The organism is Pseudomonas bubulae, from assembly GCF_900618535.1.
GTDB classification, from domain to species: domain Bacteria; phylum Pseudomonadota; class Gammaproteobacteria; order Pseudomonadales; family Pseudomonadaceae; genus Aquipseudomonas; species Aquipseudomonas bubulae.
The window spans coordinates 236,021-261,980 of record NZ_UYJA01000001.1 but is presented as its reverse complement, the minus strand read 5'-3'; the positions used below and the strand labels follow the sequence as shown (position 1 = coordinate 261,980).

Genomic DNA, 25,960 nt, shown 5'->3' with positions numbered 1-25,960 from the left:
TACAATGCTTCTCGATAGCAAACTGATGCCAACCTAGATAAATATTTAGCCCGTTAGTTCCTTTGCGATTGAATTTGATTGGCACCCATCGTGTTTACCACTACCCGTGATGCCCTTGCGCTATTATCACGCCATTAATCCAGCCAATCAGGCAGCTTTTCGATGTCAGCAACAATCAGCGTTAACGGTTATGAGATCAAACCCGATGAATCGGGCCAATGGTGCGTGTTTGCTGCCTCGGGTGAAAACGTTGCCGGACCATTCAGCTCGCAACAGGCCGCAGCAGAAGTCGCCTCGGTATTTCAGGACCAACCTGAGCCAGCAGCCCGACGCAGCAAAAAATAACAGCAACTCCACTTATGTGATGGTTACCCGGATGAAGAAAGTTCTGACACTGCTCGCATTGGTGACTCTGGGTGGGTGCGCGACGGCATCCAGCACTTACCTGGCCGATGGCAAACAAGGGTTGAGCATAGACTGTTCTGGCGAGGCCATGTCCTGGGCCAAGTGCTATGAGAAAGCCGAGGCCTCATGTGCCGGTACTGGCTATACCATCATTGCCACGGATGGTTCGCCTGCGCTTGCGCAAAGCGAGAAAACCCTGGGCGCAGATGTAGGTAATTTTAAAAGTCGCACTGTCGTAGTGGCCTGCAAGTAAGGGATACCGCTAAAGCGCATGACTTTAGCGGTAACTGCAATTACCGGGTGCCCTGGCCGACCAAAACGCCATTCACGGTTTGCCCATAAACGTTGACGCCGTCATTGGCATGGAACTTCAACCGGGTTTTTTCCACTGAACCTTCGACCAGTCGAGGGTCCTGTGGCCGTTCGTGGGTGTTGATGTACGCCGCCACATCCCAGGCCTGCTCGTCACTCAAGCTGTTGGCCTTGCCCAGTGGCATGTTGTGCTTGATAAACGATGCCGCGGTATTGATCCGGTGCATGCCGGCTCCCCAGTTGTAGGAATCTTTGCCCCACAATGGCGGCATCACATAGTCCTCCCCCACCTTTTGCCCCTGCCCGTTGTCACCATGACAGACGGCACATTGGTCCTTGTACAGCGCAGCACCACGGCTCAAGTTGTACCCAGCCTTGGGCTCGGGCACATCGGGATACCCTCGTCCCGGCAACTCAACCCCCGTAGGAGCCTTGGTCGACAACCAATAGGCATAGGTTGAGAGCGCCGTGATCTCGCGGCTATCGGCAGCCGGTGGCGTACCGCCATTCATGCTGAACTGAAAGCAGCCCTGCAGGCGTTCGGCAAAGGTATTGACCTTGTCGTTTTTCTTGCGGTACGCCGGGTACATGGGGTACGCCCCCCACAGCGGAGCTGAGTTGGCCAGACGACCCTGGTCAAGATGGCAGTTCGTACAGTTAAGGCCATTGCCGACAAACTTCGGGGCCTGGCGTTTGGTGTCAACAAACAGGGCATAGCCGTCCATGACCATTTTGCCGTAGGCGTTGTCGGGCAAATCGCTTTGTTGCGGCGGCTGAAAGTAGGTGATGTTATCGGCAGGTGCAGGCACCTTGATCTGCGACTGGTCTTCCATCGCAATGGGCGCTGCATGGACCGCGCTGCCAAGGAGGAAGGATGCCGCACAGGTTGATATCAGACGCTTCATGGTTTGACCTCCTTGTGCCCTACAGTGCTGAAATAGTCGGCAACCGCCTTGATTTCGTCTTCGCTCATGGCCTTGGCGATATGACCCATCAGGTCATTGGGATCGTTGCGCCGGGTGCCATCGCGCCAGGCATTGAGCTGCGCCGTCAGGTACAGCGCCGGTTGATTGGCCAGGGGCGGGAAGGCACTTCCCACCCCCACCCCACCCGGGCCATGACAGCTGACGCACTCGGGTATCTGACGCTCCCAGGCGCCGCGCAAGGCCAACTTTTCTCCAGGGCCTGAAGGCATGTTGCTGCGGTTGATGGCAGGCACCGCAGGGGCCGGCATTGCTGCAATGCTGGCGGTGACTGCGGCAATTTCCTGGTCGCTCAGGGCCTTGGCCAAGGGTTGCATCACCGGGCTGACCCGTATGCCACTTTGAAAGTCGTGCAGTTGCTTGCTCAGGTAATCGGCAGAAAGACCGGCTAATCGCGGAAACCCGGCAGGTGCCAGCCCCATGCCATCCGCACCGTGGCACGCCACGCAGGCCGTGGCACCCGGTTGGGCACCGCCCTGCAGGTAGATGTTGGGGGTCGGTTGTGCCTGGGTATTGCTCACGGCGAGCAGCATGAGGCTGCTCAATAGCGTTCGCTTGAGTGGAATCATGACCAGCTCCATTATTGTTATATGCTTAGGCCTATAAAATATAAGCCTACAGATCCTAGGAGAATTCTTACACGGTCACAACATAGCTTTGGATCCGATCGCCAAATCGGGGGCGAAAAAAAACCTGACGTCGCGCAAGCAAACGTCAGGTCGGGGTGTTGCAGCCATTTGACTGAGCTGAGGCGTCAGTCACCGGAAATGCAATGTGTGGCGGCTTTGCGAATATCGCCCGGGCGCACCGGCACATTGGACATGCTTTCGTACACCTTGATACTGCTGCCGCCGGAGCGCTCTTCAATATCAATGACCGCCGTTGGATTGGAGGTCAGCTTTTGCGGGACGATAATCCGAAAACCGTCTTTATGCGGTTCAATCTGAGGTGCCCTGCGTGTGCTGGACAGTTGTTGCACCACACATTGAGCATAGGCGTCGGGCTTCTTGCCCGAAATCACACTCATGGTGGGCAGCGTCTGCTCAATATCGGTAACGGATGCACAGCCACCCAAGGCCAGCAACGCCGCTAATACGCCCCACTTCATAGACATTCTCCGTTAAAGACACTACGACAATGGATATGCGGAATTTCTCCCGGGCCATAGTGAATAAATACTCAATAGTGGCGGATTATCCACGTTTTACGTCAAACTCACCCGCATCACGGCATAATACTCGGCTTTAGCCCCCTGATAGGGCTGAAGCACATGCTATCGTGCTGATTATTCAGCAGATTCACGTTTTTGGAGACACCATGAAATTTATTCACCAGCGCGAGCACCTCAACGAAGACGACATCGTCGTCATTGAGTGCTCCCAGCCTTGCAACATCCGCCTGATGAGCGATGCGCACTTCCGCAGTTTTAAAAATGGTGGCCGCCACTCCTACCATGGCGGCGCCTTCAAGGACTTCCCGGCCCGCATCACCGCGCCGAGCACCGGTTTCTGGAACATCACCATCGATACCGTGACCAGCCGTGCCATCAGCGTAACCCGCAAGCCAAGCTTCAAGCCGACCATTAAAATCGTGCGTCGCTCAAGCTCCAAACTTCGCTAAACCCAAAGCAGGAATTACCGTGCAAACCACCAAGTACGTGATCAAGTACAAGCTCAACGGCGAGCGTCGTTTCGAGTTTGCCCAGCTCCAGTCGGGATCGGAACAAGAAGCTCGCGCAGCACTTGAAAAGATCCATGGCGATGCTGACGAAGTAATTACCGACATCAAGGCAAGCAAGGCACTTTAAGCCGTGGACTTGTTTGCCGAGCAGGACCTGCAGCAGCCCGCCCGTGTCGAGCGTATCAGCGACCAGGCGTTTGCGCTTCGCGGGTTTGCCTTGCCCAAGGCCAAGGAGCTGCTGGCAGCCCTTGATAGCGTTCTGCTGCAGGCACCCTTGCGCCAGATGCAGACGCCCGGTGGCTACACCATGTCCGCCCGACTGAGCAGTTGCGGTGCTCTGGGCTGGACCACTGACCGCGATGGTTACCATTACAGTCCGCTCGATCCGCTAAGTGCCCGACCCTGGCCAGCCATGCCCGGCGTCTTCCTGGCGCTGGCTGCAGCGGCGGCCAGCAGCGCAGGCTTTAGCGGTTTTGTCCCTGATTCCTGCTTGATCAATGCCTATGCGCCAGGCGCAAAAATGTCGCTGCATCAGGATAAAAACGAGCGCTGCCATACCGCACCGATTGTTTCCATTTCTCTGGGGCTGCCGGCGATTTTTCAGTTTGGCGGTTTCGAACGAAGTGACCCGACTCAACGAATAGCATTGTTTCACGGCGACATCATGGTCTGGGGCGGCGTTGACCGCCTGCGGTATCACGGAGTAATGCCCATCAAGCCCGGGCATCACTCACTGTTGGGCGAACAGCGGATCAATATCACCCTGCGTCAGGCAGGCTGAGCCGCAGTTACCTGCTTCACTTCCCCCTTTCCTCGCACGCACGCTGACAAAGCGCTGTAAATATTTCTATATAGCGGATATCTTGCCAACGCCTGACACGGCCTAATAAAAACGGAGTTTTGCCATGAATGTTCGTGCCCGCCCCTTTATCCCTGCCGCGCTGGCTGTTCTGATCGGATGTACCGCATTCACTTCGGTCCAGGCCGATGAAGTGCAGGTTGCCGTGGCAGCCAACTTCACGGCGCCAATCCAGGCCATTGCCAGCGACTTTGAAAAAGACACCGGGCACAAGTTGATAGCGGCCTATGGCGCAACAGGCCAGTTCTATACCCAGATCAAGAACGGTGCACCATTCGAAGTGTTTCTGGCCGCAGATGACACCACCCCCGAGAGACTTGAAACAGAAGGCGATACCGTTCCCGGTTCACGCTTCACCTACGCCATTGGCACCCTGGCGCTGTGGTCAGCCAAAGAGGGTTATATCGATGGCACCGACAAAGCGCTGCTGGCCAATCAGTACACGCATCTGTCGATCGCCAACCCCAAAGCCGCGCCCTACGGCCTGGCAGCAACGCAAGTGCTGGCCAAACTGGACCTGACTGACAAGGTCAAGAACAAGATCGTTGAAGGCCAGAACATTACCCAGGCCTACCAGTTCGTTTCCACGGGCAATGCCGAGCTGGGCTTTGTCGCCCTGTCGCAGATCTACAAAAACGGCAAAGTCAGCGACGGTTCGGCCTGGATTGTGCCCGAGGCGATGCACGACCCGATCCGGCAAGATGCCGTTATCCTCAAAAAAGGCGAAAACAACCCTGCTGCCAAGGCCCTTGCCGACTACCTTAAAGGTCCTAAGGCCACCGCCATTATCAAATCCTATGGTTACCACCTGTAAATGCCGCTCACGAGTGCTGACTTCGCAGCCATCTGGCTGACTCTGCAACTGGCGTCGCTGACCACCCTCATTTTGTTGCTGGTCGGCACTCCCATCGCCCTGTGGTTAGCGCACACCCGCTCGCGGTTGCGCGGCCCCATCGGGGCGATTGTGGCCCTGCCACTGGTTTTACCGCCCACTGTCATAGGTTTCTATCTGCTGCTGGCGATGGGGCCCAATGGTTATGTTGGCCAGCTCACCCAGTACCTGGGTCTGGGCACACTGACTTTCAGTTTCGCCGGGCTGGTGATCGGTTCGGTGATCTACTCCATGCCCTTTGTCGTGCAGCCTTTGCAGAATGCATTTACGGCCATTGGCCCCAGACCGCTTGAAGTCGCCGCGACTCTGCGGGCCAACCCGTGGGATACCTTCTTCAGCGTCATTGTACCTCTGGCCCGACCCGGCTTTATAACGGCCTCTATTTTAGGGTTTGCCCATACGGTCGGTGAGTTTGGCGTGGTACTGATGATCGGCGGCAATATCCCGGAAAAAACCCGTGTGGTGTCGGTGCAGATCTACGACCATGTCGAAGCGCTGGAATATGCTCAGGCACACTGGTTGGCGGGAGCAATGGTGGTGTTTTCCTTTCTGGTGCTGCTGGCGTTGTATTCAAGCCGCAAATCCCAAACCAGCTGGAGCTGAAGATGACGTCGCAGATCAACCTTCGGTTGCAGCACCGCTACCCCGGTTTTGCTCTCGACCTGGACCTGCAACTGCCGGGCAAGGGGGTCACCGCCCTCTACGGTCACTCCGGCTCGGGCAAGACCACCTGTCTGCGCTGTATCGCCGGTCTCGAACGGGCCAGCCAGGCCTATGTACAGGTCAATGATCACATCTGGCAAGACAGCCAGCGCAATCACTTCGTACCGGTGCACCAGCGGGCGCTGGGCTATATCTTTCAAGAAGCGAGCCTGTTCCCCCACCTGTCGGTGCGGGCCAATCTTGAATTCGGCCTCAAGCGCATTGCCCATCAGGAACGTCGAGTGGATCTTGCCCATGCCACCGAACTACTGGGCATCACCCACCTGTTGACACGGGCGCCGCACAACTTGTCCGGCGGCGAACGCCAGCGGGTCGGTATCGCCCGGGCCTTGCTCACCAGCCCGCAACTGCTGTTGATGGACGAGCCCCTGGCCGCACTGGACAACCAGCGCAAAGGCGAAATACTGCCCTACCTTGAGCGCCTGCACGCCGAACTGGATATCCCCGTGCTCTACGTCAGTCATTCTCTGGACGAAGTTGCGCGCCTGGCCGATCATATTGTGTTGCTCAGCGAGGGTAAGGTACTGGCCAGCGGCCCTGTCAGTGAAACCCTTGCCAGGCTCGACCTGCCACTGGCGCGCGGGAATGATGCCGCAGTGGTGATTGAGGGCCGGGTCAGCGATTACAACCTAAACTACCAGCTGTTGACTCTGCACCTGCCCGGCAGCGCCCAGCAGCTGAGGGTTGCCCATGCCTCAATGGCCATCGGCCAGCCGTTGCGCGTCAAAGTGCAAGCCCGGGATATCAGCCTGACCCTGGCCCCGTCGGAGCACAGCAGCATCCTTAATAGCTTGCATGCAAGGGTGGTCAGCGAAACGGCCGCCGACAACCAGGCTCATGTGCTGATACGCCTGGATGCCGACGGCACTCCCCTGCTCGCCCGGATAACCCGTTACTCCCGGGACCAATTGGGCCTGCACCCCGGGCAATTACTATGGGCGCAGATCAAATCGGTGGCTGTTCTGGCCTGATGCCTTGCTTGCGCCGCTGGAGCAGGAAGCGCACGGTCGCAATCGTCAGCCCCGCCAACAGGCCCAGAACCAGTGCCAGAGCGACTATCAGGGCCTTTTTCGGCTTGATCGGATCAGTCGGCATCTGTGCCTTGCGATCAATACTGACCAACCCAAGCTGGCTCATATCCGTATTCAGGCGGCCAAGGCGCACGGCTTCGGCACGCAAGGGCTCGATGTCATTGAGGAATACATCCTCATTTGAGCGTTTACCAAGCATTTCGACCTGGCGATTGACCTCAAGCAATTGAATCTTTTTGCGGATCTGCGAGATACGGTTATCGGTAAAATCGTCCGTGGTTCGCTTGAGCAAGGCTGCACGCTCGGCCTCCAAGGCCTGGGACCCCATAAAGTACAAGGGGATACTTTGCGAAGTGATTTCGGTGCGCACCAGCCTGGCCGATGAGCCCTGCGCCGCATCAGCCATCGCCGACGGTGTGGTCGGACGGGTAATACCCAGGGATTTGGCAATGGCGATAGCTTCGTCAAGCTGCTGTATGCGCGCTTCCCGCTCGATTTTCAGCTGCAGGCGCAAGGCCTTCAGCTCATCCTCCAACTGCGCCTTTTGAAGGCTGTCAGTTTCAAGGAATGTGGCAATTTTTTCTTCTTTATCAGATGTATAGCTTGAACGTGCGGCATTTATCTGGGCGTCCAGCTCTCTGAGCCGGTTACCAATAATAACCTTGAGGTCGGCACTGATTTGCTCGCGCTGCTTGGTGATCGCGTAGTCAACAAAACCATTGAGAATCGCAACCCCATCAAGGGAGGCCGGGTATGTTAGCTCCAGCTTGAGATAAGGATTATCTGAACTGGCCTTATTGGGCGCAGGCTGAACCAGATTGAATGCATCCCGGTTAAACACTTCGAAGCTTTGCTCCAGACTTCTGCCAGGTTGAACCAAAGGTTTGAACAAGTCCTGGTGGTCGCGAAAAAAGCTCAACCGGTTTTCATAAGACTCAAGTGCCAGGCCAACTTTAAGCAAGGCATCAGCAGCAGGCAGGGTATAAACCTGGGAGCGGTTAAGGGCATCAAGCTCATTGATAGCTGCAGGGCGCAGCAGGCTGCTGGTTTGATAGACCTGTTGCGCAAACGACACATAGCCAAGTGCCATCAATCCGGCAATGACTACGGTGCCGCCAATCAGTTTTTTTTGTCGCCAAAAAGAATGGATCAAGTCAAAAAAATCGATCTCAGCGTCGACTTTACGTCCTTGTGGGTACTGATGAATAGTCAAATGAATGCACCTTGTAAATAAAGCTTAGTCAAGCTGGCTACTGAGGGCGTATCGATCACATGATGACGCAATGTGTTTGACAGGCAATTCCTAGAAAAATTCGCATCTTTATAAATCAAGCACATAGAACAACAAAAGCAAGTAATTAGAAAATGATATCCAACATCTTTATTAAAAATAGGATGCACCCTAGTTTCTAATGAGAATTGCCTCACAAAAAATAAAGGCAAAATAACAATGTGTCTGTGCCGTTTTCATCGAATCTCCACGCCAGGACGGCACAGCTTCCTGGACTGTGTAATTATTGCCGCCACAAGAAAGCACGCTTACGTGTGGGGTAATAATCAGAATGGATATTTTTCAGGCGATGCGGGTGTTTGTCCGCGTAGTCGAAACCGGCAGCTTTACCGCTGCGGCGCAGGCTCTGGGTTATTCAACGGCGCAAACCTCACGGTTGCTGTCAGAGCTTGAGTCCTCGCTGCAAGCACGGTTGCTGCAGCGCAGCACACGGCGCCTGGCCTTGACCGAAGTGGGTGCGCGTTACCTGGAACGCTGCCGGTTGATACTGGGCGAGATTGAAGATGCAAATGCTGAAGCAGCGGGGGCGCACTTGATCCCCCGTGGCCATTTGCGTGTGCAATCAACTACAGGCCTGGGGATCCAGCTACTGGCACCGCTGGTAGCCCGTTACACGGAGCTGTATCCGCAAGTCCATGTCGATCTCACACTGTCACAACGCCAGCCCGATCTGCTTGAGGAGGGCCATGATCTGGTGATTACCCTGTCGGCCCACCTGCCGGACTCGGAATTGATCGGCCAACCGCTGGGCAGCATCTTCAGTGTCATCAGTGCTGCGCCTTCCTACCTCGAGGGTCGGAACATCCCGAAGGTTCCTGAGGATCTGCACCAACACCGCTGCCTGCATCTGGTTGACCCATTGTTTACCGACAGCTGGACCTTTCGTGATGATGAGGGCGAGCAAGTCATCCGCCCTGGTAACGTATTTCAGGTCAACGTGGCCGAGGCCATGGCGAAGGCCGCCGAGGCCGGGCTTGGAATCTGCCTGCTGCCTGATTATGTGGCGGTGGGTTCTTACCAGCGCGGCTCACTGGTGCGCCTGCTGCCGCATTATCGGCTGCATGAAAAAAACATCTATGCACTCTACCCTTCCCGGCGATTTCTGGATGCCAAGGTCAAGACCTGGGTCGAGTTTTTGAAAGAGGAGATACCCAAAGTGCTTGAAAGACACCAGGCCATCGTCGATGACCCGGCGCACTGGGCTTAGACGACTTGAACCGCCGTGCGCAGATGCTCGCGCAAGGCGATGGCGGTGCGATCAAACTCCAGTGGTGTCACTGAAATACCACCCTGGGTGACCACGCGGGTTTCGGTATCCAGCGCTTCCGGGTGCTGGTGGCGAGTGATGCTGAGCCAGTAATACTTGGCTTCGCGAAAGTCGGTACGCTCGATGGCTTCCACCCCGTCCATGCGACCGGCGCCCTGGCGGGTGATCTGGATCGGGCCGGCCTCATCGGCAGGCACGTCAGGGAAGTTGATGTTCAGGCACGCCGACTGCTCCCAGCCCTTGCCCAATAGTTGCCGGATAACACCAGGAGCCAGTGCACGGGCCGTTTCCCAGCGTACCGAGCTGCGGCGGGTAAAGTACTGGCTCAAGGCGATGGATGGAACGCCCATCAACAAGCCCGTCATGGCAGCACCCACGGTTCCTGAAAACAGGGTTTCAACCCCAAGGTTGGCCCCTTTGTTGATGCCGGAGAGCAACAGCTGCGGGGGTTTATCCAACAACTGCTGCAAGGCCATCGCGACACAGTCTGCCGGTGTTCCTGAAACCGAAAAACGCCGCTCGCCACGTTTTGTGACGCGCAAGGGGTGGTGAATACTGATTGCCGTGGATATACCGCTCTGGTCATGGTCAGGCGCCACGACCCACACTTCGTCCGCCAACTCACGGGCCACCGCTTCCAGCACTGCAAGGCCTGGAGCGTCGATCCCGTCGTCGTTGGTGATCAAGATTCGTTCGAGTCGAGCGTCTGGCATGAGGGGGCTCCTTGTGTGGGATGAAGCAGCTGCAAGCTATCAGATAAAACTAGCTTGATGCTTGCAGCTTGCAACTATCCCTTAAATTCCCTGCAGGGCCAGATCCATCGCGAAATAAGTCAGGATCATGTCGGCACCGGCACGCTTGATCGACCCAAGGCTCTCGCGAACGACGCGGGCCTCGTCGATGGCCCCGGCCTGGGCGCCAAACTTGATCATCGCGTATTCGCCGCTCACCTGGTAAGCCGCCAATGGCAGATGCGAGGCCTGGCGGATATCGCGAATAATGTCCAGATAGGCACCGGCAGGCTTGACCATCAGCACATCTGCGCCTTCCTGCTCGTCCAGCAATGACTCACGGATTGCTTCACGGCGGTTCATCGGGTTCATCTGATAAGACTTGCGGTCGCCCTTGAGCGCGCTGCCCCCAGCTTCACGGAACGGGCCATAGAGGGCCGAGGCAAACTTGGTGGAGTACGCCATGATCGAGGTGTCGGTAAACCCTGCACCGTCCAGGGCGCTGCGGATGGCCTGCACCTGGCCGTCCATGGCCGCTGATGGCGAGATAAAGTCGGCACCGGCCGCTGCGGCGGCAACTGCCTGCTTGCCCAGGTTGATCAGGGTCGCGTCATTGTCGACGCCGTGGTCATGCATCACGCCGCAATGGCCGTGGGAGGTGTATTCACAAAAGCAGGTGTCGCTCATCACCACCATGTCCGGCGCGGCATCCTTGCTGATACGCACCATGCGCGACACCAGGCCATCTTCACGCATGGCATCGCTGCCGGTTGCGTCCAGATGATGGGAAACACCGAACAGCATCACCGACTTGATACCCGCACGGGCGTAACGCTCGATTTCACCGGCCAGTTTTGACTCGGGAATACGCATTACACCGGGCATGCTGGTGATCGGCACAAAATCGTCGATTTCTTCTTCGACAAAAATCGGCAGCACCAGATCATTCAGGCTGAATTCGGTTTCCTGAAACATGTCGCGAAGGGTCTGGGAGCGGCGCAGGCGGCGCGGACGTACAGCGGGGAACTGGTTAGGCATCATGGTTCCTGATGGGCAGATTCAAAAAACAGACGAGCCTTGGCTCAATGGCGCAACAAATACAGGATTGATCCTGCAATTGCAAAACATCCGCCCGGCCTGCGGCCGGTGGTCGCGGGGTGTTTCTTGAGGGAAATGCCGGGGCTGACAGCTACACCTCATTACCTGTATCGCGAGCAAGCCCGCGCACAGGCCAGGGCAATCGGTCATATGCTTGAACATTTCGTTAAAAAGCGTAACATTGCCGACCATGATACTCGAACAGCTCAAAGCCCTGGGCAATGACACTCGCATGCAAATGATGGAGTGGCTCAAAGACCCGCTCAGCAATTTCCCGCCTCAGGATCACGGTGATCCTGCCATCGGCGTGTGCGTGACCCATCTGCAGCACAAGGCCGGGTTGTCGCCTTCTACTGCTTCGGCGCATTTGGCTATCTTGCAGCGCGCCGGCTTCGTCCTGACCACCCGCATCGGCAAGTGGACCTACTACCGACGCAATGAACAGGCGATCGATGACTTTGCGGCTAGGCTGAAAATCGAGTTGTAATTTTTAATTATACATTTCGTTATTTCGCGCAATGTAAAAATATGAGGAAGCCCCATGAGCACCAAAGCAATTTTCGTCCAACCTGGCGGCGGTTATGACAATGTAGTGGTTGGCAGCAGTGAAGCGCGCGCCCCCGGGAACGGCGAAATCACTGTACGTTTGCACGCCAACTCACTGAACTACCATGATTTTGCTGTCGTAAGCGGCATGTGGGGTCCGAGCGAAAATCGCATCCCCATGGCCGATGGCGCAGGCGAAGTAATTGCCGTTGGCGCCGATGTCAGCGAATTCAAGGTGGGAGATTCGGTGGTCAGCACCTTCTTCCCGGACTGGATCGACGGCACCCCTCTGGTGGAAGGTTTTGTTACCGTACCCGGTGATGGCATCGACGGTTATGCCCGCGAGCAGGTAACCGCCAAAGCCACGTCCTTCACCCTGGCACCCACCCGCTGGAGCCATGCCGAAGCGTCAACCCTGACTACAGCCGGCCTGACCGCATGGCGCGCATTGATGGCCGACGATTCGCTCAAGCCGGGCGACACGGTATTGGTGCAAGGCACCGGCGGTGTTTCGATTTTCGCCCTGCAGTTCGCCAAGATGGCCGGTGCAACGGTCATTGCCACCTCCTCCAGCGATGAAAAACTGGAGCGCCTCAAAGCGCTGGGCGCAGACCACGTGATCAACTACCGCAAGGACACCCACTGGGGTGAAACCGCCCTGGCCCTCACCGGCGGGCGCGGTGTTGACCACATTATTGAAGTCGGCGGCCCTGCGACACTTGAACAGTCGATGATTGCCATCCGTGTGGCCGGGCATATCTCGATCATCGGCATCCTCAGCGGCGTTAGCGGCGCAATGAACTTTGTCCCGATGCTGGTCAAGCAAGCCCGCCTGCAAGGCGTGCTGGTCGGTAGCCGCAGCCAGCAGCAAGACATGATTCGCGCCATCAATGCCAACGGCATGCGCCCTGTAATAGATCGCCACTTCCCCCTGACGGACATTGTCGAGGCTTTCAAGTACCAGGAAACCAACCAGCATTTCGGCAAGATCATTCTGGACATCTAACCGCGACATCGCCGATGGCGCATTGACAGTGCGTCATCGGCTTCTCTAGATTCAGGCTTTTGCCCAGAGAGCCGAGTCTGATGAGCCTTGAATCCGTACGCGCATTTTTTCACGCCAACGCCCCTGACCTGCACATTATCGAATTGGCCACCAGCACCGCGACGGTCGCTCTGGCGGCCGAGGCCCATGGGGTGGAACCTGGTCAAATCGCCAAAACCCTGGCCTTTCGCGTCGGCGAACGCAACGTTCTGCTGGTGGCCCGCGGCGATGCACGTATCGATAACAAAAAAATCAAGGATGCCCTGGGCAGCAAAGCCAAAATGCTCGATGCCGAAACCGTCGTTGCCTTGACCAGCCATCCGGTGGGGGGTGTTTGCCCATTCGGCTTGGCCACCGATCTTGCCGTGTACTGCGATATTTCCCTGCAAAGCTTTAGCGAAGTCATGCCTGCAGCCGGGGCCACGCATACGGCGGTGAAAATTTGCCCGACACGCATGGCGGATCTGGTTAACGCGCAATGGGTCGATGTGTGTCAGCCCCTACCTGCCGCCTGAATTCCAGGAAAAGGCTCTGGAACGGGCATCTGCGCGAGGTTGATTGTCTGACAATGTAGAAAATACAGTTGCGATCGATTATCATCCGCTGTTCGCGCAGCATCCTGCAACCGTCTATCAACATAACTAAAACGTCGCAGGGTGCTGTTTCAAGGGAACGACCTGAGGCGCTCATGCACCGCTTTACTTTCAGCAAATCATTGATTTGCGCAACACTGGGGATCGTCAGCCTGCCGTCTTACGCGGCATTGCAACCGGCGTCAGAGGCTGCTCTGGCTGGCGAAACAGCAAAAAACTGCCATTTCAACAAAGACACCAGCACCGACTGCACTACCACGTACCGCTATACCATCCTGACCAACAATGGCCGCGAGATGCTGTCGCGCATCGACTTCAGCTTCCCCGAAACAGATCGGCTGGAGATCATTGACGCCCAGTCGACACAACCCGGTGGCAAACCGGTCGCGCTGGCCCCCTCGCAAATCGATACGCGCATGGCCCCCAACCCCGACCAGGGTTTTCAGCGAGCGCGGCAAACATCGATCGCTTTCCCCAACCTGCGCATCGGCACCCGTATCATGTACACCGTGCGTGAGCATACGGTGGCGAAACCGCTGATGGAGCACTTCCACTACCCGATGATGTTCGGCCCTGCCCCCGTGCGCTCGGATGCCTTCAAAAGCACGTTCACCGCTGAGCAGCCGATGGTCTGGCGCAGTGAGTTGATGGAGGACTTTACCTTCAACCCCTCTTCCGACAACAAGACCCTGGTGATCGAGCAGCAAAAACCGCGCTTCGTGAACTACATCAACGAAGCCGGCAACGCCTATATCCGCCAGATCCCACGGGTTGAAATCGCCAGTTCCAGCCAAGTGCAGGATCACTTCGGCAACCTCGCCGCGCGGTATCAGCAAATCCTCGGCGCCAGCCTGCCTGCGGGCGCCGCCAAGGTTGTTTCGGGCCTCAAGGGTTTGCCTGCCGCCGGGCGAGTGTCAGGCGTGATGCAGTACATCCACGAGCAATACCGTTATATGGGTGACTGGCGCGCCACAGATCGTGGCTATGTACCCTTTACCTTGAGCGAGATCGAAGAGCGCGGTTACGGCGATTGCAAAGACCTGTCCGTATTGCTGACTGCGATGTTGAAGGCCAGCGACATAAACGCGCAAACCGCCTGGGTCAGCCGTGGCAGCAACCCGCTTGGCCTGTTGCTGCCTGGCACAGGCGCAGCCAATCACGCCATCGTCAAGGCTCAAGTCAACGGCCAGGTCTGGTGGCTGGACCCTACCAACCCGGTGTTTATGCCGGGGCGCAGCATGCCCGATATCCAGAATCGCTGGGCACTGGTCATCGATGCCGAAGGCAAGGTGTACCAGGATCATATTCCGGAAGAACAGCCGAGCCTGAGCATGGGCGTGAAGAAGTTCGAACACTTCAATCGTGATGGCCAGGCCCGCACCACGGCTGAAGTACAGATGGGGCAAATGACGCTGATGCAGCTCAGCTACGCCGACACAGACTCCGGGGTTAGTGCCACCGACCTGAACCTGTGCAACCATTTCGGCAAGGAAATCGGCGACTGCAAGATCAGTCGCGAGAAAACCGGCTTTGTCGTACCCGAGCGTTACAAGGTGCAGGCCACGCTGACCAACCTTCGGCCACTGGAAAACCTCTCCGGGCAGCAGGTATACAAACCCGCCTTTGCGAGCGAGCGCTGGGACAGCCTGATGAACTATCGCCGCACCGGTCAGCTGGCGGATTTGTACATGGCCGATCCGGAGACAGTCACCTACGACATCACCCTGTCAGGGGCCGAGGTTGGCAAGGAGATCAAGACCTGCTAGGTGAACTCGCCGTGGTTTGATATGGAGCTGAGCAGCAAGCGCAGCAAAGAGGAGTACCGTTACCTGTACTCCATGACGCAAAAGCACAGCTGGTTGAGCCATGACGAAATCATGAGCGCGCCATTCGAAGCGATGCTCCAGCAAGCCCGTGCCTGCAACGAAAACATGCAGCAAGTGGTGCAACTGGTCACCCGCAGCTGAGTGCTTTGCGCTGAGCCACAAAAAAGCCCGACCCCATTGCGGGGTCGGGCTTTTTATTGGCTTAGGCGATGGCGGTATCGACCAGTACCTGCGCTTCCTCAACCAGACGGCTGAGGTGCTCGTCGCCGATAAAGCTCTCGGCGTAGATCTTGTAGATATCTTCAGTGCCCGAAGGGCGTGCAGCAAACCAGCCGTTTTCAGTCATGACCTTGAGCCCGCCGATGGCCTGATTGTTGCCCGGTGCATGGCTGAGGATTTGAGTGATCGGCTCACCTGCCAGCGTGGTCGACTTGACCTGCCCGGGCGACAGCTTGCCCAACAGCGCTTTTTGCTGCGGGGTGGCCTTGGCATCGACACGGGTGGAGAATGGCTGGCCCAGCTCTTCGGTCATTTTCTGGTACAGCTGAGAAGGGTCGCGACCGGTACGCGCCGTCATTTCAGCAGCCAGCAACGACGGAATCAGGCCGTCCTTGTCGGTCGACCAGACGCTGCCGTCCAGACGCAGGAACGAGGCGCCGGCACTTTCTTCGCCGCCAAACCCCAGCGAGCCTTCAAACAGACCATCGGCAAACCACTTGAAGCCTACCGGCACTTCATACAGGCGACGATCCAGACGCGCGGCTACCCGGTCAATCAGGCCGCTGCTAACCACGGTTTTGCCCACGGCGGCATCGGCGCGCCATTGCGGCCGGTTGCGGAACAGGTAGTCGATGGACACAGCCAGGTAGTTGTTCGGGGCCAAAAGACCACCCGATGGCGTAACAATGCCGTGACGGTCGTGATCCGGGTCACAGGCAAACGCCACGTCAAAGCGTTCTTTCAGGCCGATCAGGCCCTGCATGGCGTAGCTGGAAGACGGGTCCATGCGGATCCGGCCATCCCAGTCCACGCACATAAAGCGGAACGTCGGGTCGACCGAGGTGTTCACCACGTCCAGATCAAGGCCGTAGTGTTCGCCGATCGCCGACCAGTAGCGCACACCTGCGCCACCCAGCGGATCTACGCCCAGGCGCAGATTGGCGCCGCGCAGGGTGTCCATGTCGATCACGTTTTTCAGATCGGCAACATAGGTATTCAAGTAATCATGACGATGGGTAGTGCTGGCTTTAAGGGCCTGCTCGTAGCTGATGCGCTTGACCCCGGCCAGCCGGGCCGCGAGCAGTTCATTGGCCTTGGCTTCAATCCACTTGGTGACATCGGTATCAGCCGGGCCGCCATTGGGCGGGTTGTACTTGAAACCGCCGCTTTCTGGCGGGTTGTGTGAAGGCGTAATCACCACGCCATCAGCCAGCCCGCTGGTGCGGCCACGGTTGTAGCAAATGATTGCGTGGGAAATCGCTGGCGTCGGGGTGTATTCGTCGTCAGCGGCTATCATGGTTTCGACGCCATTGGCGGCAAATACTTCCAGAGCACTGGCGCCGGCAGGGGTAGACAGCGCATGGGTGTCGATACCGACAAACAGCGGCCCGTTGATTCCCTTCATTTGACGATACAGGCAAATGGCCTGGCTGATAGCAAGTACATGCCACTCATTGAAGCTCAGTTCAAATGAACTGCCGCGGTGCCCTGAAGTACCAAAGGCGACACGCTGGGTCGTGATGGCTGCATCGGGTTGACCGGTGTAATAAGCGGTCACCAGTCGCGGAATATCGACCAGCAACTGAGCCGGGGCCGGCTTGCCCGCAAGAGGACTGAGTGTCATGCAAAACCTCGGTAAATTAATGATTCGCAGGAAAAAAAGCAGTTTACTGGCTGTTCGACCCTGGTGCGAAGTAATCTATCCGTACCCGGTGGCCGAACGGGCACTTTAATCGACTGTTAGTTGTCTGAAGTTGATCCCGGGCAGGTTGTTTAATTCAACTGTAGGTATATTTTTAGCTCTGAAATAAGGAAAGCACCATGAAATCACTGGTGATCAGCGCAGCCGTATTACTGTCTTTGAGTACGCTGTGCAGCGTGGTCAACGCCGCCAAACTGGAAGATGTCGCTCCCTATCCAAAAGCCGAAGCAGGCTTTAGCCGTCAGGTCATTCATTTGCCCAAGCAAAAGAATGAAGACGACTACAAGGTACAGATCATCGCGGGCAAGACCCTGCAGGTTGACTGCAACCAGCAGCGTCTTGGCGGTAAGCTGGAAGAAAAAACTCTCAAGGGTTGGGGCTACCCGATGTATCGCCTGAACAAGGTCAGCGGGCCCATGAGCACAATGATGGCTTGCCCTGAAGGCAAGGCGCACCCCGAGTTTGTGCCGGTGGTCGGTGAAGGCTTTATGCTGCGTTACAACAGCAAACTGCCGATCGTGGTGTATGTGCCCAAGGATATTGAAGTGCGCTACCGTATCTGGTCGGCCTCCAAGCAGATCAAGCAGGCTGTGAGCGAGTAAGCGCTTTTATTTTTCATTGTGAGAGCTGGCTGCCTGCGATGCAGACGACGCGGCTGAACGGTCAGACCGCGTTGATGCCATCGCGGGCAAGCCCGCTCCCACATTGATGAGTGTTATTGCAACCCCACGCGATACAGCACGCCGTCATCCTCATCGGTCAATACATATAAATAGCCATCAGGGCATTGGCGCACATCGCGGATACGGGCATTGAGATCGCCGAGCATGCGCTCTTCATGCACCACCTTGTCACCGCTCAGTTGCAGGCGTATCAGATCCTTGTCTGCCAGGGCGCCAATAAACAGACTGTGCTGCCAGGGTTTGAAGCGATCTGAATCATAAAAAGCCATGCCGCTGATACCCGGGGATTTTTCCCATATGTGGTGCGGAACCACAGTGCCTTCGACGATTTTGCCCTGAGCTTCTGGAATCGGCTTGGAAGAGTAGTCAATCCCGTGGGTTGCCAGCGGCCAACCGTAGTTTTTACCGCGCTCGATCAGGTTGATTTCGTCGCCCCCCTTTGGCCCGTGTTCGTGGGTCCACAGGGTCCCGGTCCAGGGATTGAGCGCCGCGCCTTGCTGATTGCGATGGCCGTATGACCAGATTTCCGGCCTTACCCCCTGCTGCCCTGTGAAAGGGTTGTCCTTGGGCACACGCCCATCAGGGTAAATGCGCGCAATCTTGCCTTGCAGCTTGTCCAGATCCTGTGAGGTCGGACGCTGGTTGTTTTCCCCAAGGGCGATAAACAAGTAGCCATCGCGATCGAACACCAGCCGTGAGCCGAAGTGGTTACCGGTAGAGAGCTTCGGCTGCTGGCGAAAGATCACTTCAAAGTTGCTCAATCGGGTCAAATCATCCGACAAGCGCCCACGGCCCACCGTGGTACCGGCCTTGCCGTCTGCACCACCTTCGGCGTACGACAGATACACCAACCGGTCTTCACCGAAGCTGGGCGACAACACCACATCGAGCAGGCCACCCTGCCCCTTGGCCCACACTTGCGGCACACCTGAAAGCGGTGCGGACAATTTACCGTCAGGGCTCACAACTCGCAGATTGCCCGCCCGCTCGGTAATCAGCATGCCTTGCCTGTCGGGCAAAAAGGCCAGTGCCCAAGGATGATCGAGTCCTTCGACCACCGGCGTGACGGTAACGGCCCCGGACTCGGACTCGGAAACAAACGTATTCTGCCCATCGGCATGGGCCGTGAACGCCATACCGAGCAGCGAAGTGGCACACATTGTGGCCAGCAGGGTTTTTCTCAACATCAACTATTCCTTGTTCGTTTAAGGTTTGTCCCGCGGCTGCAACGAGGGTGCGGTCGGCTTGATTGTCGGTGGCACTGGCGGGTTACGCGGGTAACCATTGCCTATTTTGCCGCTATCAATGCCCTGGGGCTGCACCGCAGGCGCAATACCCGGGCCACTTGCCCCCGGCACGGAAGCACCGGTGCCCTGACGGCTGTTGGGGTTGATACGACGGATGGGGTTGTTAACAGGCGGGGTGTTGGTGATCGGTGTGTTTTGCGCCAGCTGCTGATACTGAGCCGGCAAAGGTTCTGAAAGGGGTTGCGCCTGTAGTTGGGTGGCGAGTAAACCCCCCAGCAGCAGGAATGCAAAACTGGTTCTGAACGTGTTCATCACGCCCTCCGTTTTTGATCGACCTTGAACCTTTGAGGGCCCTGCGCGTAACAGGTTCGATTGCAAGGTGTACAAAACGTGTCAGCTATCGGTTTCAGGGCCGATCACAATCACCGTCGAGTCTCTGGCTTGCGCCAGCAATGCCTCGCGGCAAACCTGATAACAATCTTCGATATGGCCATTGCCCACCAGTTTCATCACACCAAAACTGATGGTTGCCGCCACGGCCTGCCCCACAAAAGGGACAAAGCGAACCACGGATTTGGTCGCCACTTTGGTGCCCATCTTGCGGACCAGGGACATGACCAGCGTACGGCTGATGAATTTGCCGATCACTTCACTGCCAATACCACTGACAGCCACCACGATCAGACGCTTGGAACGTGAGTCCATCTGTTCGATCTGATGTGGGGTAAGGCCGAACTTGCTGTTGATGGCCGGCAGCATTTCAACCAGCAACGCGACATCCGTACCGATATCAAGCCCCGGTATGGGGATCGCAGCCGCACCTGCCGAGACGGCCGAGCGCTTGGTGACCATGGAACGGCACTCGTCACGAATACGGTCAAGCTCAGCTAATGACTTGATTAACATAGGGTTCCCCGACAGATAGAGATAAAAAAAGCCTAGTCTACTACGCCCTTTTGACCAGTAAGGCAGGCCTGTCTTTATGTAGAGGGGTTATAGCGCAGGAAATTCACAACGGCGAGGAGGTTATTGGCCGCATACGGGCCAGGATTGCACCGCAGAGGCCTGTACTCGCGTGAAGTACAGGCCGGGTTTGGGTTAAACGTCTTTTTTGACTTTTGCCCACTCAGCCTTGAGCTTGGAGACGAAGGATTCTTTAGGGGTTTCCTTGCAGGCCGTCACCACCAAAGGAGTGATTTTGGCGATACCGTCTACATCCAGCACCGCATCTTCAACTTTGCCCTGTTTGTTGATGGCTTCGCCCAGGCCAACGGCGGTCGGCTGGAAGCTCTCATCCACGGCCAGGAAATCCGCGCACGTCCATTTTGCGACGGGTTGTTTGGTTTCAGCTTGTGCAAGTGTGGAAAGTGCCGCCAAACCCACAACGCCAACTAACAAAATGTGCTTTTTCATATGCCAATATCCCTATTATCAACGATTAAGTAACATTAGTTCTGCCGCAAACAACATAGTAGTGGATGGTGTATCTGTCTATTGTTGCGACAGAATCACCTTCATTGCCTTCTCCTTGGCTGCGTTCCCGAACACCTCGTAAGCCTGGAGGATGTCTGTGAGCGCAAAGCGGTGCGTAATCAGCTTGCCCGCATCGATTTTTCCGGACTGCACGGTTTTCAGGAGCAGAGGGGTGGTATTGGTATTGACCAGCCCGGTTGAAATGGTGACGTTCTGGATCCACAATTTTTCAAGGTGCAACTCGACACTTTTGCCATGTACGCCCACGTTGGCGATGCTGCCGCCCGGGGCTATCACTGATTGGCAGGTGTCAAACGAGGCAGGAATACCCACCGCTTCAATCGCAACATCCACCCCGACGCCATGGGTCAGCTCAAAAATACGTTCAACCGCGTTTTGCGTATTGATATCGATGATATCCGTGGCCCCAAAACGCTTGGCGACCTCAAGCCGGTTTGTATCACCATCCACCATGATCAATTGGGCCGGCGAGTAAAATTGCGCGGTCAACAGCGCTGCCATACCAACCGGCCCTGCCCCCACGATCACTACACTGTCGCCGGGCTTGACCTTGCCCGCGAGCACGCCAATTTCAAAACCGGTGGGCAAGATGTCACTGAGCATCACCAGGGCTTCTTCATCAGCCCCGGCGGGAACTGGGTACAGACTGTTATCTGCGTGGGGAATGCGTACTTTTTCGGCCTGGGTTCCGTTAATCAAGTGCCCCAGAATCCAGCCGCCATCCGCACAGTGGGAATACATCTGACGTCGACAATTGGCGCAGCTGCCACACGAGGTGATGCAGGATATCAATACATGATCGCCGGGCTTGAAATTGCGCACGGCCGAGCCGACCGCTTCAACCACCCCCACACCTTCATGCCCCAAAACCGTGCCGCGGGTCACTTCGGGAACATCGCCTTTGAGAATGTGCAGATCGGTGCCACAAATGGTGGTGTGCAGGATGCGCACAATGGCATCGGTCGGCTTGTCGATGACCGGATCGGGGATCTCGGCCCAGGCTTTTTCGCCGGGCCCCTGGTAGGTGAGCGCTTTCATGATGGCCTTCCTTTACCTGATCAAAAATCATCCGTGGCTGCCACTCAGGTACCCCTGTCTGGCAGCCGCCAAAATCACTGATGCAGTTAAGCAGCCTTTTTCTGCTGCGCCCTTGCCACAGGTCACAAAAAGGGTTTTCGGACTAACGGTGCGGGTGCACGGTAAATGACACCAGTTTCACTACAATGGGCCGCACCACCAGGATGCACAGGAACGCAACCGGCATTGCCAGCTGATAAGCATGCAGCGCATTGCTCAGGTAATCTTCCTCAATGCCGGAGTTGGCTGCGGTGATTACCAACGACATCAGAAAGGCCATGATCGTCGACATGTAGAAAGCAAAGACATAAGGCGTAGCCCGCGCGGAGAGCTTCATGCGCTTCGACGAAAGTACGGCGCTGGATGTTTTGGAGGTCATAAAAGGCCTTTTTTGAGCATGTAATAAAGAGATGACGCACCTTAGCAAGATCAAAAACGGTCAACTAGACGTTCTAGGACACTTACTTTATAAAGAAAATCTTACGAATAACCTGTAGAGCCCCTCATGAATCTGCTCGCGGCGATTGCCAGCTTTATTAAAGTGGTCGAAACGGGGTCCATCGTGGGCGCGGCAAAAAATCTGGGGCTCAGTGCCGCCGCCGTCAGCCAGACCATCAACCGCCTGGAGGAGCACCTTGGCGCTCGGTTGCTGCACCGCACCACGCGCAGTATGGCGCTGACAGAAAGCGGTGCGTTGTACTACGCAAGAGTCAGACGCGTCGCTGCAGACCTTGAGTCTGCACAAATGGCCATCAGCGCTGGCGAGACAGAACTGCAAGGGCGTTTGTGCATTGCATCGACCTCCGCGTTCGGCCGCCATGTACTGGCTCCCTTGATTGCCGGTTTTGCGGCACGCCACCCGCGCCTGCGCCTTGAACTGTGCACCACTGACGGCAAAATAAACCATATCCAGGACGGTATTGACCTGAGCCTGCGGATCAAGCCGCAGCTGGAAGAAGGCATTGTTGCGCGAAAGATCGCTTCAGTACCTTTTGTGGTGTGCGCCTCCCCTGCCTATCTGGAGCGGGCCGGTATCCCGCGCAGCCCTGAAGATCTTCAGAGGCATGCCTGCCTGGCCTTTCGCTACCCGCTTGACGGGCGCTTGTTGCGCTGGGGGTTTTTCCGCGAGGGGGAGCATTACTATGTAGCGCTGAACTTCACGGCTATCAGTGACGATATCGACGCACTGACCCAAATGGCCATTTACGGTGCCGGGATTGCCCGCCTGGCAGAGTTCGTGGCTGCCCCCCATGTCGATTCAGGCCGGCTGATTGCACTGCTCAAACACAGTCACGACTCGAGCCAGTCTTGCGTCGAGCCACTGGATATTTATGCCTGCGTACAGGATCGCTCTGCCCTGACGGCCAAGGTCAAAGCGTTCATGGATTATTTGACGGAGAACCTGGACAAGAGATGGCTTAGTGCTACTACCCCAATAACAACCGCCAACTTGCACTCACTTTCAGCTGCGCACTAAAAAAGTGCAAAACTCGTTTAGATGACCATCTAAATTTAATACATTCGAAACAATTTAGTGCAGCTAAAACTTGAGCATGGCGACATTCCTTGCCAGAAAAACACCCTCATACGGAGTAGTCCATTTATCCAAAAGTGCTGATACACTCAAAATATAAAATCTTTCAAGGATGAATAAGATGAGTGCTGTAACTAAGCGCGGCTGGAAATGGGCTTATCGCAAGATGCGCGACCTGCACTGCACGCGGCCTTCGGCCTTCTACCGAGCGACCTTGTACGTACTGCGCGGCGATACGGGGACCTTTATGTGTGAACTCACCCGTAAAAAAATCCGCATCAGCCGCTGATGCTGCCCACTTTATAAACTTGCAGCATTGCTTACTAACACTGCAATTCAGGGCATGGCTTTTAAATTGTTCATCCCTACAAATCAAAGGCATTCATTGTCTCTTTGAATGATTGACCTCTGCACGAACTTCGCCCGACTACCGGGGCTTGCAGTTCCAAGGTGTGCATAAAGCACCCTATGAGTGACGCTGCCCACCATGATTGAATATGGGCCTTTCGCAAGATGCGCCGCTCATTCACATCGGCTTTCTACAGGGCAACCCTGTAGGCCATACGCGGAAATACCGGCAGATTTGCCTGCAAAAAAACCCTATGCAAATTCGTATTTGCCGCTGACGGCTTCTCATAGCCTCCATTAAAAGCAGGCTTCTCACGGGCCAGGCGAAATCCTTGGGCCGCTTGCGCTTCAAAGAGAGGTACCTGTCATACCAAACCAGGGTTTTGTGCAGTCAGCCAGCAAACACACTGAATCAGATGCCCGGTGCCATACAACTGTAGCCATACCTATGAGACAATACGCTCAATGTCCGGTTTGAATCCCGCCTTCATTTCCCAGCAGCTTGGCCATAGCGTCCAAATGTTGCTGTCAACGTATGCGCATTGGTTCGACTCAAGCTCAGATTGGAGCGAGCTGGAAAAGCTCCAAATTGGTCCCATATGGGTACCGGCTGAAACCAGCGAACTCTAAGCTATTGATAGGTAAAGTAATTGATCTCCACAGCAAATATCACGATGCAGTTCGGCGCAAAGCCGCTATTCGAGAACGTTTCAGTAAAATTTGGCGCCGGTAACCGCTACGGCCTGATCGGTGCCAACGGTTGCGGCAAGTCCACCTTCATGAAGATCCTCGGTGATGACCTTGAGCCGTCCGGCGGCCAGGTCATGCTGGAGCCGAACGTGCGTCTGGGTAAATTGCGCCAGGACCAGTTCGCCTACGAAGAATTCACCGTGATCGATACCGTGATCATGGGTCACGAAGAGCTGTGGAAGGTCAAGGCCGAGCGCGATCGCATTTATTCGCTGCCGGAAATGACTGAAGAAGACGGCATGGCCGTAGCCGAACTCGAAACCGAGTTCGCTGAAATGGACGGTTACACCGCCGAATCCCGTGCCGGCGAGCTGTTGCTGGGCCTGGGTATCGGTATCGAGCAGCATTTCGGCCCGATGAGCGAAGTGTCGCCAGGCTGGAAACTGCGCGTATTGCTGGCTCAGGCGCTGTTCTCCGATCCTGAAGTACTGCTGCTCGACGAACCCACCAACCACCTGGATATCAACACCATCCGCTGGCTGGAAAACATTCTGACCCAGCGCAACAGCCTGATGATCATCATCTCCCACGACCGTCACTTCCTGAACAGCGTGTGCACCCACATGGCTGACCTGGACTACGGCGAGTTGCGTCTGTTCCCGGGCAACTATGACGAGTACATGACCGTCGCGACCCAGTCGCGCGAGCAACTGCTGTCGGAAAACGCCAAGAAGAAAGCGCAGATCAACGAACTGCAAGCGTTCGTCAGCCGCTTCTCGGCCAACGCCTCGAAATCCAAGCAGGCCAGCTCCCGCGCCAAGGCAATCGACAAGATCACCCTGGCCGAGGTCAAGCCTTCGAGCCGTGTCAGCCCGTTCATTCGCTTCGAGCAGAACAAGAAGCTGCACCGTCAGGCTGTGATTGTCGAGCAAATGGCCAAAGGCTTTGATGGCAAGACTCTGTTCAAGGACTTCAGCTTCACCGTTGAAGCCGGCGAGCGCGTTGCGATCATTGGCCCGAACGGTATTGGCAAAACCACCCTGCTGCGCACCCTGGTCAACGAACTGACCCCGGATGCCGGTACGGTGAAGTGGACTGAAGCCGCCGAACTGGGCTACTACGCCCAGGATCACGCTCACGATTTCGAAGACGACATGACCCTGTTCGACTGGATGGGCCAATGGACCCAGGGCGAACAAATGGTGCGCGGTACTTTGGGCCGCATGCTGTTTTCCAACGATGACATCCTCAAGTCGGTCAAGGTTATTTCCGGTGGTGAGCAAGGTCGCATGCTGTTCGGCAAGTTGATCCTGCAAAAGGCCAACGTGCTGGTCATGGACGAACCGACCAACCACTTGGACATGGAATCCATCGAGGCGCTGAACCTGGCACTCGAGAACTATCCGGGCACCCTGGTGTTCGTCAGCCATGACCGTGAGTTCGTATCCTCCCTGGCCACTCGTATTATCGAGCTGAGCCCAAGCGGCGTGATCGACTTCAGCGGCACCTACGATGACTACCTGCGCAGCCAGGGCGTTACGTTCTGATTCAGGCACTGCCTGATCAGCTATAACGAAAACCCCGTCCTGGTGACGGGGTTTTTCGTTTCTGGCCTTTAGCCACTCGCGTGAGGCCTGATACAGCGCAGCGCCTTTATCGCGAGCAAGCCCGCTCCCACAGGCTG

29 protein-coding genes and 2 pseudogenes are annotated in these 25,960 nt (G+C 56.4%); 18 read left to right on the top strand and 13 right to left on the bottom strand.

The features are described from left to right. The first annotated feature begins 162 nt into the window (after nt 1–162). Both PPTH39_RS01250 and PPTH39_RS01245 read left to right on the top strand, forming a co-directional pair. Nucleotides 163–345 (top strand): hypothetical protein, encoded by a 183-nt coding sequence (locus PPTH39_RS01250; RefSeq protein ID WP_095000187.1) that lies wholly within the window; start codon nt 163–165, stop codon nt 343–345. A gap of 31 nt (nt 346–376) precedes the next feature. Then, a complete protein-coding gene (locus tag PPTH39_RS01245; protein ID WP_095000186.1) occupies nt 377–658 on the top strand; it encodes a hypothetical protein in 282 nt (93 codons plus the stop codon). Between the two features lie 40 nt (nt 659–698). Here PPTH39_RS01245 and PPTH39_RS01240 read toward each other — a convergent pair whose 3' ends face one another. The 3 genes from PPTH39_RS01240 to PPTH39_RS01230 all read right to left on the bottom strand — a co-directional run bounded on the left by PPTH39_RS01240 (nt 699) and on the right by PPTH39_RS01230 (nt 2,808). After that, nucleotides 699–1,622, bottom strand: a complete 924-nt coding sequence (locus tag PPTH39_RS01240; protein WP_095000185.1) for a c-type cytochrome — start codon at nt 1,620–1,622, stop codon at nt 699–701. Then, nucleotides 1,619–2,269: a c-type cytochrome gene (locus PPTH39_RS01235; RefSeq protein WP_130871420.1), complete on the bottom strand. Its 651-nt coding sequence runs from the start codon at nt 2,267–2,269 to the stop codon at nt 1,619–1,621. The genes PPTH39_RS01240 and PPTH39_RS01235 overlap by 4 nt, the downstream gene beginning before the upstream one ends. Nucleotides 2,270–2,454: 185 nt before the next feature. After that, nucleotides 2,455–2,808, bottom strand: coding sequence for a hypothetical protein (locus PPTH39_RS01230; protein WP_095000183.1), 354 nt, complete (start codon nt 2,806–2,808; stop codon nt 2,455–2,457). 209 nt (nt 2,809–3,017) lie between these two features. Here PPTH39_RS01230 and PPTH39_RS01225 point away from each other — a divergent pair, with 209 nt between their 5' ends. The 6 genes from PPTH39_RS01225 (at nt 3,018) to modC (ending at nt 6,825) form a co-directional block, all read left to right on the top strand. After that, on the top strand, nt 3,018–3,320 hold the full coding sequence (locus tag PPTH39_RS01225) for a DUF1883 domain-containing protein (RefSeq protein WP_048379727.1): 303 nt from the start codon (nt 3,018–3,020) through the stop codon (nt 3,318–3,320). 19 nt (nt 3,321–3,339) lie between these two features. Next, complete coding sequence (locus PPTH39_RS23485) at nt 3,340–3,507, top strand: hypothetical protein (protein WP_095000182.1); 168 nt, start codon at nt 3,340–3,342, stop codon at nt 3,505–3,507. Between the two features lie 3 nt (nt 3,508–3,510). Next, entirely contained in the window at nt 3,511–4,161 is a 651-nt protein-coding gene (gene alkB / locus PPTH39_RS01220) for a DNA oxidative demethylase AlkB (protein ID WP_095018547.1), read from the top strand. 124 nt (nt 4,162–4,285) lie between these two features. Continuing rightward, nucleotides 4,286–5,053 carry a molybdate ABC transporter substrate-binding protein gene (gene modA, locus PPTH39_RS01215; RefSeq protein ID WP_095000180.1) on the top strand — a complete coding sequence of 256 codons (768 nt, stop codon included), beginning with the start codon at nt 4,286–4,288 and terminating at the stop codon, nt 5,051–5,053. Continuing rightward, nucleotides 5,054–5,734 carry a molybdate ABC transporter permease subunit gene (gene modB, locus PPTH39_RS01210; RefSeq protein WP_130871419.1) on the top strand — a complete coding sequence of 227 codons (681 nt, stop codon included), beginning with the start codon at nt 5,054–5,056 and terminating at the stop codon, nt 5,732–5,734. Nucleotides 5,735–5,736: 2 nt separating this feature from the next. After that, entirely contained in the window at nt 5,737–6,825 is a 1,089-nt protein-coding gene (gene modC, locus PPTH39_RS01205) for a molybdenum ABC transporter ATP-binding protein (protein WP_095000178.1), read from the top strand. Here modC and PPTH39_RS01200 read toward each other — a convergent pair. Continuing rightward, on the bottom strand, nt 6,800–8,098 hold the full coding sequence (locus PPTH39_RS01200; protein WP_095000177.1) for a Wzz/FepE/Etk N-terminal domain-containing protein: 1,299 nt from the start codon (nt 8,096–8,098) through the stop codon (nt 6,800–6,802). The two genes, modC and PPTH39_RS01200, sit on opposite strands and share 26 nt — an antisense overlap. A 349-nt stretch (nt 8,099–8,447) precedes the next feature. Between PPTH39_RS01200 and PPTH39_RS01195 the strand changes: the two genes are divergently transcribed. Then, nucleotides 8,448–9,383 (top strand): LysR family transcriptional regulator, encoded by a 936-nt coding sequence (locus PPTH39_RS01195; RefSeq protein WP_095000176.1) that lies wholly within the window; start codon nt 8,448–8,450, stop codon nt 9,381–9,383. On the opposite strand, the gene surE is transcribed toward PPTH39_RS01195, so the two are convergent. Continuing rightward, entirely contained in the window at nt 9,380–10,156 is a 777-nt protein-coding gene (surE, locus tag PPTH39_RS01190) for a 5'/3'-nucleotidase SurE (protein WP_095000175.1), read from the bottom strand. The two genes, PPTH39_RS01195 and surE, sit on opposite strands and share 4 nt — an antisense overlap. 81 nt (nt 10,157–10,237) lie before the next feature. After that, on the bottom strand, nt 10,238–11,212 hold the full coding sequence (hemB, locus tag PPTH39_RS01185; protein ID WP_095000174.1) for a porphobilinogen synthase: 975 nt from the start codon (nt 11,210–11,212) through the stop codon (nt 10,238–10,240). Between the two features lie 250 nt (nt 11,213–11,462). Here hemB and PPTH39_RS01180 point away from each other — a divergent pair, with 250 nt between their 5' ends. From PPTH39_RS01180 to PPTH39_RS01165, 4 genes and pseudogenes are all read left to right on the top strand, one after another. Then, nucleotides 11,463–11,759: an ArsR/SmtB family transcription factor gene (locus PPTH39_RS01180; protein ID WP_019822791.1), complete on the top strand. Its 297-nt coding sequence runs from the start codon at nt 11,463–11,465 to the stop codon at nt 11,757–11,759. Between the two features lie 54 nt (nt 11,760–11,813). Then, nucleotides 11,814–12,824, top strand: a complete 1,011-nt coding sequence (locus PPTH39_RS01175) for a zinc-dependent alcohol dehydrogenase family protein (RefSeq protein WP_095018544.1) — start codon at nt 11,814–11,816, stop codon at nt 12,822–12,824. Nucleotides 12,825–12,904: 80 nt separating this feature from the next. Further along, nucleotides 12,905–13,378, top strand: coding sequence for a YbaK/EbsC family protein (locus tag PPTH39_RS01170; protein ID WP_095000172.1), 474 nt, complete (start codon nt 12,905–12,907; stop codon nt 13,376–13,378). 173 nt (nt 13,379–13,551) lie between these two features. Further along, a pseudogene (locus tag PPTH39_RS01165) lies at nt 13,552–15,423 on the top strand (DUF3857 domain-containing transglutaminase family protein). Nucleotides 15,424–15,484: 61 nt separating this feature from the next. On the opposite strand, the gene pgm reads toward PPTH39_RS01165, so the two are convergent. Next, entirely contained in the window at nt 15,485–17,125 is a 1,641-nt protein-coding gene (pgm, locus tag PPTH39_RS01160; protein ID WP_095000170.1) for a phosphoglucomutase (alpha-D-glucose-1,6-bisphosphate-dependent), read from the bottom strand. Nucleotides 17,126–17,322: 197 nt separating this feature from the next. Between pgm and eco the strand changes: the two genes are divergently transcribed. Continuing rightward, nucleotides 17,323–17,805, top strand: a complete 483-nt coding sequence (gene eco / locus PPTH39_RS01155; RefSeq protein ID WP_130871418.1) for a serine protease inhibitor ecotin — start codon at nt 17,323–17,325, stop codon at nt 17,803–17,805. Nucleotides 17,806–17,918: 113 nt separating this feature from the next. Here the strand turns inward: eco and PPTH39_RS01150 are convergent, their stop codons facing one another. The 6 genes from PPTH39_RS01150 to PPTH39_RS01125 form a co-directional block, all read right to left on the bottom strand. After that, nucleotides 17,919–19,022, bottom strand: a complete 1,104-nt coding sequence (locus tag PPTH39_RS01150) for a PQQ-dependent sugar dehydrogenase (protein WP_232527613.1) — start codon at nt 19,020–19,022, stop codon at nt 17,919–17,921. A 69-nt stretch (nt 19,023–19,091) separates the two neighbouring features. Beyond that, nucleotides 19,092–19,445 (bottom strand): hypothetical protein, encoded by a 354-nt coding sequence (locus tag PPTH39_RS01145; protein WP_095032129.1) that lies wholly within the window; start codon nt 19,443–19,445, stop codon nt 19,092–19,094. 81 nt (nt 19,446–19,526) lie between these two features. Next, nucleotides 19,527–19,985, bottom strand: a complete 459-nt coding sequence (locus tag PPTH39_RS01140; RefSeq protein WP_232527584.1) for a hypothetical protein — start codon at nt 19,983–19,985, stop codon at nt 19,527–19,529. A gap of 246 nt (nt 19,986–20,231) precedes the next feature. Then, on the bottom strand, nt 20,232–20,546 hold the full coding sequence (gene hdeA / locus PPTH39_RS01135) for an acid-activated periplasmic chaperone HdeA (RefSeq protein WP_095000165.1): 315 nt from the start codon (nt 20,544–20,546) through the stop codon (nt 20,232–20,234). Between the two features lie 78 nt (nt 20,547–20,624). Beyond that, complete coding sequence (locus PPTH39_RS01130; RefSeq protein WP_095000164.1) at nt 20,625–21,665, bottom strand: zinc-dependent alcohol dehydrogenase family protein; 1,041 nt, start codon at nt 21,663–21,665, stop codon at nt 20,625–20,627. Between the two features lie 142 nt (nt 21,666–21,807). Then, complete coding sequence (locus PPTH39_RS01125; RefSeq protein ID WP_095000163.1) at nt 21,808–22,083, bottom strand: DUF2798 domain-containing protein; 276 nt, start codon at nt 22,081–22,083, stop codon at nt 21,808–21,810. A gap of 126 nt (nt 22,084–22,209) precedes the next feature. On the opposite strand from PPTH39_RS01125, the gene PPTH39_RS01120 reads away from it, so the two are divergent. The 4 genes and pseudogenes from PPTH39_RS01120 to PPTH39_RS01110 all read left to right on the top strand — a co-directional run bounded on the left by PPTH39_RS01120 (nt 22,210) and on the right by PPTH39_RS01110 (nt 25,823). Continuing rightward, nucleotides 22,210–23,181 carry a LysR family transcriptional regulator gene (locus tag PPTH39_RS01120; RefSeq protein WP_095000162.1) on the top strand — a complete coding sequence of 324 codons (972 nt, stop codon included), beginning with the start codon at nt 22,210–22,212 and terminating at the stop codon, nt 23,179–23,181. A 178-nt stretch (nt 23,182–23,359) separates the two neighbouring features. Next, complete coding sequence (locus PPTH39_RS23480) at nt 23,360–23,527, top strand: hypothetical protein (RefSeq protein WP_165446468.1); 168 nt, start codon at nt 23,360–23,362, stop codon at nt 23,525–23,527. A gap of 470 nt (nt 23,528–23,997) precedes the next feature. Continuing rightward, nucleotides 23,998–24,216, top strand: a pseudogene (locus tag PPTH39_RS23630) (hypothetical protein); the annotation flags it as partial. Nucleotides 24,217–24,236: 20 nt separating this feature from the next. After that, nucleotides 24,237–25,823: an ABC-F family ATPase gene (locus PPTH39_RS01110; RefSeq protein ID WP_029611422.1), complete on the top strand. Its 1,587-nt coding sequence runs from the start codon at nt 24,237–24,239 to the stop codon at nt 25,821–25,823. The last annotated feature ends 137 nt before the right edge of the window (nt 25,824–25,960 follow it).